The organism is Kribbella sp., assembly GCF_035655035.1.
In the GTDB taxonomy this organism is placed as follows: Bacteria; Actinomycetota; Actinomycetes; order Propionibacteriales; family Kribbellaceae; genus Kribbella.
In genome coordinates this window covers 1-10,027 of sequence record NZ_DASRVN010000078.1, presented here as the reverse complement: position 1 = coordinate 10,027, position 10,027 = coordinate 1, and the positions used below count along the sequence as shown (strand labels likewise).

The window sequence follows — 10,027 nt, the reverse complement described above, 5'->3', positions numbered from 1 at the left end:
CATCAGTTGGCAGAACAGCCGCAACTGCGCAGGCAACGCGGCGTCGTGTTCGCTGAGCCGTTCCTGTTCGGCCATGCCGTCGCCTGGTCAGAGTCCGAACAGCGGAAACAACCCCGAGCCCTGGAACGCGACGATCCTGCTGATGCCCCGGGGGTTGAGCGTCAGTACGTGCAGCGCGTGCGGGTGGCACGCACCGTCGCGGCCGCGCGCGTACACCGCGAAGGCGGGCTGTCCATTGGCGGAGGTGGCAACCAGTTCGGCTGGACCGATGATCCGCATCTGTCCGGCCAGGAAAGCGCCGATGGTGTCGCGGCCTTCGAACCAGGTCGCGACGGGCGGCATCTCCCAGCGCGCGTCCTCGGTCAGTACGGCGACGAGTTGGTCGATGTCCGCGGTTTCGAACGCCTTGGCGTACCGGTCGAGCAGTGCCCGCTGCTGCGGCTCCACAGGTTCAACGAGGTCGTCTTCGCGGAGCGGAACCTGGGCGCGGGCTCGTTGCAGGGTGCTGTTGACGGCTGCGGTCGTCATCCCCAGCAGTTCGGCAACCTCGACGGTCCGCCACTGCAGTACGTCCCGCAGGATCAGCACGGCGCGCTGTCGCGGTGGCAGCTGTTGGAGCGCGCCTACCAGGGCGAGGCGCATCGTCTGGCGCTCCACCACAACCGTTGCCGGATCGACCGGTGCGGCGGTGAAGAGAATGTCCGGTATCGGCTGAAGCCACGGCACCTCCGGGGTCCGCTCGACCAGCCTGGCCTGCGGGTTCGCCTCCGGGACGCCGAGATCGGCCGGCAGCGGCCTGCGTCGGCCCTTCTCCAGCGCCTTGAAACACGCCCGGGCCGCGATCCGGTACAGCCAGGTACGCAGCGAAGATCTGCCCTCGAACCTGTCGTACGCACGCCAAGCGTCGAGAAGGACGTCTTGCACCACCTCTTCGGCTTCGTGGACCGAACCGAGCATGCGATAGCAGTAGGCGAGCAACTCTCGCCGGAACGGTTCGCTCAGCGTTCCGAAATCCTCGCTGCCGGCTTTCGCTTCCACCATGGTGCGCATGATCTGCCTTTCCGAACTCCGTTGTCGATGTGTCGCGGTCAGTCGACGATGAGTCCGCCGGTCAGATTGGCGACGGTTCCGGTCATGGCGGATGCCTGGTCGGAGGCGAGGAATACCGCGACCGAGGTGAGTTCGGCCAGTGTGGTGGGGCGTTTGCGATGGGTCAGCGCGCTGGCCGCGGCGGTGAACTGGTCCTTGGAGATACCCAGCGCGTCGGCGTGCAGCCCGTACACGACGTCGATGATCGGGGTCTCGACCATGCCGGTGGTGCGCAGGCAGATCGAGCGGACGCCGTACTGCGCCCATTCGGCGGACAACGCGCGGTTGAGGGCTTCCATCGCCGCCCAGCCGACACTCATGCCACCGACCAGCGGCATGCTCAGCCGGGCGGGCTCTGGCGTGTGCATCATGATCACCCCAGAACCTCTAGGGATCATCTGCCGCGCGGCGGCTTTCGCGGTCACGAAGTGAGCCTGGGCGTACGTCGTGATCGGTCGCATGAAGTTGTCGACCGGTAGCTCGGTGAACGGGATTCCCTGCAGTCCTCGCGCTGAGATCCCGATCGCGTTGAACGACACGTCGATGCCGCCGGCGTCCGCGACCACGGCGTCGAGGTGTTCGGTGACGGACGTCTCGTCCCTGGCGTCGACCACAGCGGTCTCGGCGGATCCGCCCGCGGCGACGATCTCCTTGGCGACGGTATCGACGTTGTCGGGATTTCGCCCGGTGAGGAAGAGCCTGGCGCCTTCCCGCGCGAATCCGTGGGCGATCGCGCTGCCGACTGCTCCGCCGGCGCCGTACACGACGACGTTCTTGTTCTCCAGCAACATTTTCTTCTCTTTCTCGATGCTCACGCGAGCGCGTGAGCTGCGACTGCACCTACCCATACAGAGGCGGTCGCAAGGAGAAAGTCATCGGCGCCGCCGTTGCCCAATCGCGTTCAGGTACCGATTGCCGACAATCTGAAGGTGGGCGATCAGACCGGGTGGGCCGTCGACCCGGAAGTCGAGGCCGAGCATGCCGACGTACACCGCGATCAGCTCGTAGGAGTCCGCGCCGGTGACCAGGACGCTGGTGTTCTCGTCGACGGACTCGACGATCCCGACCGCCGCGTGGATTCGCGACAACACCTCCCGCGCCGGCGCGTACACGGTGATCCGCGCATGCACCTTCCACCCCGCCGACGCCACGTCCCGCAGTACGAAATCCGCGTACTCGTCGTCCCGCATCGGCCGTGCCTTGTACCGCCGGCCCGTTGCCATCCGCAACGACATCCAGTCGACCCGGTACGTGTGCCAGTCCCCCGCCTCGTCGCGCGCAACCAGATGCCAGTACCCGTGCCAGCTCACCAACCGGTACGGCTCCACCAGGATCGGCAGGTCCTGGGTCCTGCTCGATCCTGCTTTGTAGAGCGAGTCGCCCTCCGGTACGACGTACTCGAAGCGCAGGTAGTGCTCGTCCCTGATGCAGGCGGCGATTGTCGACAATAGGATTGTGTCGATCTCGGGCGGGTCGATGTTGGACCGGGTGTTGTCGAGGCCCTTGTCCATCGCGTTGTTGATCGCGTCGACCTGACGCTGCAGGCGGTGCGGGAGGACCTGCTGGAGTTTGGTCAACGCCCGTACGCTGCTCTCCGCCATACCGACGACACCGGCTCCGGTACGCAGACCCACCGCGACGGCGACCGCCTCCTCGTCGTCGAGCAGCAACGGCGGAAGCTTCGCGCCGACGCCGAGCCGGTAGTGCCCCGCCGGACCGCGGGTCGCGTCGACCGGATACCCGAGCTCGCGCAACCGGTCGATGTCGTTCCGCACCGTCCGCGTCGTCACCTCGAGCCGCTCCGCCAGCTCGCCACCGGTCCACGCCGGACGCGTCTGCAGCAACGCGAGCAGTGCCAGCAACCGCTGCGAGGTCTCCAGCAAATCCATCTCCTAATTAGGAATCTAATGTTCCTATACGGATCCTACGGTAGAGCCATGAACACGAACGAGAGCATCCGGCCCTTCACCGTCACGATCGACCAGGCCGACCTGGACGACCTCAACACCCGCCTCGCACGCACCCGCCTCCCGGAGCCGGCGCCCGGCGACGACTGGGACTACGGCACCCCGAATCACTACCTCCGCGAGATGGTCGACCACTGGCGCACCGGCTTCGACTGGCGCGCCCAGGAGGCCCGGATGAACGAGTTCCCGCACTACCTGACCGAGATCGACGGCCAGACCGTGCACTTCATCCACGTACCGTCGAAGGTCGAGAGCGCGACCCCGCTGCTGCTCACCCACACGTACCCGGGTTCGTTCGTCGACTTCCTCGACATGATCGGCCCGCTCACCGACCCCGCGGCGTACGGCGGCTCACCGGACGACGCGTTCTCGGTCGTCGTACCGTCGATCCCCGGCTTCGGATTCAGTACGCCGCTCGTCGACCGCGGCTGGACGATGGCGCGGGTGGCCCGCACGTTCGACACGCTGATGCGCCGCCTCGGCTACGACTCGTACGGCGCCCACGGCTCCGACGCCGGCGCGATGGTCGCCCGTGAACTCGGCATCCTCAACCCACCCGGCTTCCTCGGCCTGCACGTCCTCCAGCTGTTCTCGTTCCCGTCCGGCGACCCGTCCGAGTTCTCGGAGTTCACACCGGAGGACTATGCGGCGCTGGAGCACCTGAAGTGGTTCCAGTCCGTCGGCGGCTACAACACCATCAACGCCACCCGCCCACAGACCGTCGCCGTCGGCATCGCCGACTCCCCCGTCGGCCAACTCGCCTGGAACGAACTCTTCAACAACTTCGGCAACGGCACCAGCCTGGTCACCCCCGACCAGATCCTCACCGAGGTCTCGCTCTACTGGTTCACGAACACCGCAGCCGCCGCCGGCCGCTACCACTACGAAGAAGCCAACGCCACGACCGAACCCACCCAGAACCACGCCCCCACCGGCGTAGCCGTCTTCACCGACGACTTCAAAACCATCCGCCCCCTAGCCGCCCGCGACAACCCCAACATCACCCACTGGTCCACCTTCCCCAAGGGCGGCCACTACGCCGCCCTGGAACGCCCGGACGACGTCACCGCGGACCTCCGCAAGTTCTTCAGCAACCTCTGATCCGCTCCATAGCCCGGCTCTCCCCGGAGCCGGGCTATGTGGTGGGCGATATCCGGTCAAGCCAAGCGCGGACGCTGGCTACGTCGGCGTACCCGTGAGACTTCAGCGCATCGACGATGTCCTGGCCGCAGATCAATGCAATCGGATGACGGTCGGTACGAACCTCCGTGTATGCCTGCGCTGCGAAGTACGACGTCGTGACGAACACGCCGAACTCGCGATGCCTGATACGTGAAATCAACCGCGCTACGTCACGAACGCCGACTGTCGTCTCCGGGCTGTAGCACTTAGCCTCAAGCGCAAAGTCGAGGATGATCGGATCAGATTTCGGTCCAACCATGTACTCGCCAATGGCGTCCCGCCCGCCATCACGGCTTGGGCGTGTGACATCACACCGCCCGGTGGCTGGGGCAACAAGGCGCCACAGTTCAACAGCTACCGACTCGAACGAGTGCTCGCGCCCGCGGAAGTGCTCGCGGATCTCCGCAAGAATCGCGCGCCCCACGAGATCACGAGGGACCTGCTGATCCTTTGCCCTGACCGCGGCCGTAGCGGGAGCCGCCAGCGGGATGAACGCTCTTCCATCCACCCACGCTCTCCACGCTGCCGGGCAGTGCTCGCTCTCGTACCCTCTGCCGGCGAGGACATCAGCGATCCAGGCTCTGGGCACGCGACCGACGTCGAGCACCGTGAACTGAGCACGGTAGTTCTGAAAGCGCTGCCCTCGGGTGGAGCGCCAGATCGCGACCAGGTCCTCATCGCTCGTCAATGAAGCCGCACCCGGCACCAGCAGTCCGTTGAAGGCGACACTGCGGCCTGGAATTGCCTTGTGAAACAGGAGAAATGGCGGAACCTTTCGTCGATCATCCGAGCTGCCGTGGCTGAGGGCAAATGCCTCCCGCAGCAACAGATTTCCGCCACGCTGAGTTTGGTGAAGTTCGCGCCCCGGGTGCCGATTGTCCCCAAAGTACGTGAACACACCAGTACGAGTGTCGAGAACGTCCGGCCAGTCAACCTCCGTACCTGAGGTGTACAGCGCAGCAAGCTTGACAGTTCCAGACCTCGGAGACCCGCTCGGCCGAAAGCCACCCTGATTGCCAACAGGCAGCAACCGAGCCAGCGCGTCATCCGCCGCAGTACCAGCCTCCCCTCCTGCATAAGCAGCGTCGACGATCAGATCTGCAGACTCAAGACCACCAAACGGAAAGACAGCGCCAGAAGCCACCGCCGCAGGCTACCTGCTCCACCAGCCAATGCGATCCCTCGCCGCATCGGACTAAGCTCACCACGCCCAGAACTGACCGAAGGAAGGCGCTGAGGGATGCCGGAAGTGCTGCCAGGAGGATCCCCGCAGGCACGAGGACTAGCGATAGGCACGGTCGCGGCGGAACTTCTCCGGCTGGACCCCTCCGGCGATCGAGTCGCGCGCGTCGTACGCGACACGCTGGATCAGCTCCTCGACGGCAGGCGCAGCGGTCGGTGGAGCTACTCCGAGCTCCACAAGACCGAGAAGACCTACATGGGCACGCTCATCGAGATCAATCTCCACCGCGAGTTCGAGTTCGCAGACGGCGACGTCACCGACTACCGGATCGCTGACATCGACGTCGACTGTAAGTTCTCGCAGGACATCGGCGGCTGGGAGTTCGGGCCGGAACTCGTCGGGCATCTGGCTCTGGTTGTCTGGGCCAGCGATCAGGACAGCGCATGGCGCGCCGGGCTGGTGCGTGCGAAATCTGGCGCGCTGCGAGAGTCGAGGAACAGGGACGCCAAACGGAAACTTACCCGGGAAGGCGTTGACCAGATTCGGTGGCTCTGGGCTGGGCATCCGGGTCTAGCACCGAACCAGCTGCTGCATATGTCAGCGGCACAACGGGACCGAGTCTTCCACGCCCGTGGACGGACCCGCACGCGGCACGGGCAGGCGCGGCTGCTCCAGCTCTGCAGGGAGCTTCAGGGCGTCATCCTGCGCAGGACGACGATCGAAACAGTCGGGTGGGGTCTCGACGATCCGATGAAGCGAATGCGATCGAATGGCGGCGCCCGCGAGATGCTTCGCCCTGAGGGGCTGCTGGTACTCGGTCATCAGGACAGCGATCCGGCAGTCGCAGCCGCGCTCAGCCTCCCCGTGCCGGACAAGGGTCAGTTCGTCGTGTGCCGCGTCGTGCCATCGGAGAACTCGGCTGGCGCCGAGATTGAGGGAGCCCGGTGGCGGCGGGCAACCCCAGACGATCCAGTAGTCCCTGCACCAATCGTCCCGAGGTGATCGGTGTCCCGCAGCCAGCCGGGACTCAGTGGCTCAGCGGCACCGCCAGCTGCCGCAGACCGGTATTGTCAGTAGCCGTGAGTGACCTGACGCTGCCTGGTATGCCTACCGCGCAACTTGAACACGACCCTGCGCGTGACGAGGTGGTTCAAGCCTTCAACAAGGCTGACCCTGACGGTAAGCGGGCCGCGGCCGTATTTCGTGCCACGTTCGATCAGTTGTACGACGGGCAGCACACGGGCCGGTTTCGCTGGGATCAGCTGTTCAAAACCGAGAAAACTCATTACGGGACGCTCCTAGAGATCAACCTGCGGCGCGAGTTCGATGACGTCATCGATGACTCCGTTGAGGATCACGCGCTCGACTACTCGATCTGCGGGTACGACGTTGACTGCAAGTTCTCCCAGGGCATGGGGCTGTGGATGCTTCCGCCCGAGTGCTTCGGGCAGCTGCTGCTTGTGGCGTGGGCTGATGATGCAAAGGGAACGTGGTGCCTTGGGGTCGTACGAGCAACCGACGCGAACCGGCGATCCAGCGCGAATCGTGACGGCAAGACCCAACTAAGCCTGCCGGGACGGCAGCAGATCGCGTGGCTGCACTACGGCGCGAGCCTGCCGCCCAATGTGCTACTCAGCCTGGATGCTCTGACTCTTCAGAAGGTCCTTGCCCCAAGGTCAGGTCAGGCTCGTGTGACCGAGTTGCTCCGCCTCGTGACGGAGCGGCGGATCGGCCGGAACACGATCGCCACCCTTGCGAAGCAAGACGACTACATGGCGCGGCTCCGGGACAATGGGAACGGGGCTCGTACCACGCTTCGCGAGGCCGGCTACCTGATTCCTGGGGGTGACTACGAGGCGCACCGCGCCGTCGCCCGAAAGCTTGGAGCCGAGGTGCCCGATCCAGGCGAGGTCATCAGCCTGCGAGTCGTGCCTGCGGAGGCGGACGCGCCGTGGACAGTCGAACTCGACGGACGGCAGTGGCGACTTGCACATGCGGGCGAACCCGCGATCGAGCCCGCACCAAAGCTGCCCGATGTACGCAAGCGGCAGTAGGACCGGCTAATGCAGACACCCACGACGCCGGGCCGATCGCGGAACATGCAGGCCATTCGGAGAACCGATACCAAGCCAGAGATCCTGCTGCGCTCGGCCTTGCACCGCTCCGGCTACCGCTTCCGCAAGGATCTCAGCGTCCATACCTCGTCACGCCGGGTCCGGCCTGACATCGTCTTCACAGCCCGCAAGGTGGCGGTGTTCGTTGATGGCTGCTTCTGGCATTGCTGCCCTGAGCATGGGCGCAATCCATCGGTGAACTCGCAGTACTGGTCGCCCAAGCTACAGCGAAACGTAGAGCGAGATCGCTTGGCTGACTCTGCGTTAGGCGCGGATGGATGGTCAGTCGTCCGCATCTGGGAGCACGAGGCGCTCGAGGTTGCAGTCGAGAAGGTCATCGCTGCACTGGGAGCCAGTGCTAGCTAACCTTCGAGCGCATTTGAGCTAGATACTCGTGGCGGATGTGGTCATCCTGGCCGATAAAGGCCCGGAAGTCGCCGAGCGTATACGCAGGCTGGCCTGCCGGGGAGTCGGTCAGTTGCATGTTGAAGTCGCGCATCAAATGCTTGAGGCGCAACTCGATCTCTTCGCAGGTTAGCTTTCCACCGATTTGATCGAAGATCTCAGCAACAGTAACCGGTGCCGTGGCGGTTCGGAGAAGCCTGAAGACCTCGTCATGCGCGACTGCCTCGGTCTGCACACGCGGCTCGCCCTCGTGGTTGAGGGCGGCGACTATCTGCCGGCCAATAGCCTTAGCGACCGGCGGTGGGAATGCGTTACCGATCTGGCGGTACTTCGCAGTCTTACGGCCGGCGAACTTCCACTTCTTCTCATCCCAGCCTTGCAGCCGCGCGACCATCTCGACCGTTAGCTTGGGATCGTAGTCTTGTGGCATATCTGCTGATGGGGCCGCATCGGCAACACCAAGGCCGTCGACTCCCAGCTCGCGCCAGGCACGCTTGGCACGCGTTGGACCAAGGTCGGCTCCGCCGTGCTTCTTCGATCCACCGACAATCGTCGGTGCGATCTTGTCTGCCCGCTGCGCCCAGTGCTCGGCGTACATCCAGCCATTCGCGGCCATCAGATCTACGAGTTCTTCGCCAACGGTTCGCCGGACTGGCATGGCCTCCGGCCACGTGAAGTACGGCGCGTCCTCTTTGCTCAGAGCTACTAGGACGAAGCGTGGACGGAGCTGCGGCACTCCGTAGTCGGATGCCTGCAACAGGCGCCAATCGGCTACGTAGTCAAGCTCGTTCAATCGATCAAGGACGTGCTGCCGATAGGCGGAAAAGCGAGGCGCAGACAGGCCGCGAACGTTCTCAAGCATCAGGGCACGCGGCCGGATGATGCCGCACAATTCAACAGCCCAGGCAAAGAGGTCGCGCTCATCATTCGCGCCAAGCTGCTTACCAGCGATCGAGAACGGCGGGCACGGCACCCCACCCGCGAGCAGATCGACGCCACGGAAGTCATTCGGATCCCAGACAGCCGGGTCAGCTACATCACCAACGCGCACGTCCCACTTCGGGCGATTGAGCTTCAGCGTCTCAGCGGCCATGGCATCTAGCTCGACCGCAAGCCAATGATCGAACCCGGCGAGCTCCAGGCCAAGAGCCTGGCCACCTGCTCCGGCACAGATCTCAACAACTCGCAATGAACTCACGAGATAACCTCCCCCGTAGTTCGAACATTTGTTCGAGTGTAGAGATGGGCCGCCGCCTGGTCAAATCCGATGCCCCATCCCGACACGAGCGCTCGGGAGCGCCAGCACGGGCCATAAATGAAGCCTTGGGCTCAATGGCCTCGGCGCATCTCATGCCGGCTGGTTCCGCTCTGCCAGGGGATCGAACAAGACCAGAGCTTAGCGGTCGCACACGAGTCGAGGTGGGACGCCCGCCGGCTGCGCCATCGACAACCGGGCAGACTGACCATGTGTAACCGCGTGACGGCGCGCAGACGCGACGAGCAGGTGAGGTCGGCGGTGACCTGGCACGGTGACGCCTCGGCAGAGGGCCTCGGTAAAGGTTGGTGCCGGAGAGGAGCGGGTTGCGTCTTGGGTAAACGCGATTTCGGTGGTTCCAGAATGGCGCCGCCGACGCGGAGGTTCAGGAGGAAGGTGCAGCGGCGGGCCTCCTCGTCGAGGGTGGCGGGGCGTTCGTGGCGTTCCAGAAGGTCCGAGCTGGGACGGAAGCCCCGTTCATGAGCCATTTCGGTGAAGGACAGGCGCCGGCTGGAGGGCTCGCGGAGGACCACGTTCCGAGGACGAGGTCGCCCCCGGGTCCGTGCCACAGGAACAGGGCCACTAGGCGGCCCGCTGTGGTGGCGCGGAGGGGGTTGACTCAGAAGCTTGGGTGATGGCTTTGTGCTGATTCTTCTATTTGAAGTGTCGCCGTCGGCGGGCGAGGGTGGGGGGTATGGAATTTACTCAGCTTGGGCGGACGGGACTGCAGGTTAGTCGGATCGTTCTGGGGACCATGAACTTCGGGCCTCTGACCGAGGTGGGGGATGCGCACGCGATCATGGAGCGGGCGCATGAGGTGGGGATCAACTTC

General features: G+C 64.7%; 9 protein-coding genes. 4 read left to right on the top strand and 5 right to left on the bottom strand.

What is annotated here, in order from left to right; translation table 11 throughout:
• Window positions 1-87 precede the first annotated feature (87 nt).
• The 3 genes from VFF46_RS04940 to VFF46_RS04930 all read right to left on the bottom strand — a co-directional run bounded on the left by VFF46_RS04940 (window position 88) and on the right by VFF46_RS04930 (window position 2,978).
• Entirely contained in the window at window positions 88-1,053 is a 966-nt protein-coding gene (locus VFF46_RS04940) for a sigma-70 family RNA polymerase sigma factor (protein ID WP_325035819.1), read from the bottom strand.
• A gap of 35 nt (window positions 1,054-1,088) precedes the next feature.
• Window positions 1,089-1,880, bottom strand: coding sequence for an SDR family NAD(P)-dependent oxidoreductase (locus tag VFF46_RS04935; protein ID WP_325035816.1), 792 nt, complete (start codon window positions 1,878-1,880; stop codon window positions 1,089-1,091).
• 81 nt (window positions 1,881-1,961) lie between these two features.
• Window positions 1,962-2,978, bottom strand: a complete 1,017-nt coding sequence (locus VFF46_RS04930) for a helix-turn-helix transcriptional regulator (RefSeq protein ID WP_414673034.1) — start codon at window positions 2,976-2,978, stop codon at window positions 1,962-1,964.
• A gap of 48 nt (window positions 2,979-3,026) precedes the next feature.
• On the opposite strand from VFF46_RS04930, the gene VFF46_RS04925 reads away from it, so the two are divergent.
• Entirely contained in the window at window positions 3,027-4,157 is a 1,131-nt protein-coding gene (locus VFF46_RS04925) for an epoxide hydrolase (RefSeq protein ID WP_325035815.1), read from the top strand.
• Window positions 4,158-4,191: 34 nt separating this feature from the next.
• Here VFF46_RS04925 and VFF46_RS04920 read toward each other — a convergent pair whose 3' ends face one another.
• Window positions 4,192-5,382, bottom strand: coding sequence for a restriction endonuclease (locus tag VFF46_RS04920; RefSeq protein ID WP_325035814.1), 1,191 nt, complete (start codon window positions 5,380-5,382; stop codon window positions 4,192-4,194).
• Between the two features lie 96 nt (window positions 5,383-5,478).
• On the opposite strand from VFF46_RS04920, the gene VFF46_RS04915 reads away from it, so the two are divergent.
• The 3 genes from VFF46_RS04915 to VFF46_RS04905 all read left to right on the top strand — a co-directional run bounded on the left by VFF46_RS04915 (window position 5,479) and on the right by VFF46_RS04905 (window position 7,901).
• Window positions 5,479-6,423, top strand: coding sequence for a NaeI family type II restriction endonuclease (locus VFF46_RS04915; protein WP_325035813.1), 945 nt, complete (start codon window positions 5,479-5,481; stop codon window positions 6,421-6,423).
• A 77-nt stretch (window positions 6,424-6,500) separates the two neighbouring features.
• A complete protein-coding gene (locus VFF46_RS04910; RefSeq protein WP_325035812.1) occupies window positions 6,501-7,475 on the top strand; it encodes a NaeI family type II restriction endonuclease in 975 nt (324 codons plus the stop codon).
• A 9-nt stretch (window positions 7,476-7,484) separates the two neighbouring features.
• Complete coding sequence (locus tag VFF46_RS04905; RefSeq protein ID WP_325035811.1) at window positions 7,485-7,901, top strand: very short patch repair endonuclease; 417 nt, start codon at window positions 7,485-7,487, stop codon at window positions 7,899-7,901.
• Here VFF46_RS04905 and VFF46_RS04900 read toward each other — a convergent pair.
• A complete protein-coding gene (locus VFF46_RS04900; RefSeq protein WP_325035810.1) occupies window positions 7,894-9,138 on the bottom strand; it encodes a DNA (cytosine-5-)-methyltransferase in 1,245 nt (414 codons plus the stop codon). The genes VFF46_RS04905 and VFF46_RS04900 overlap by 8 nt on opposite strands.
• Window positions 9,139-10,027 lie beyond the last annotated feature (889 nt).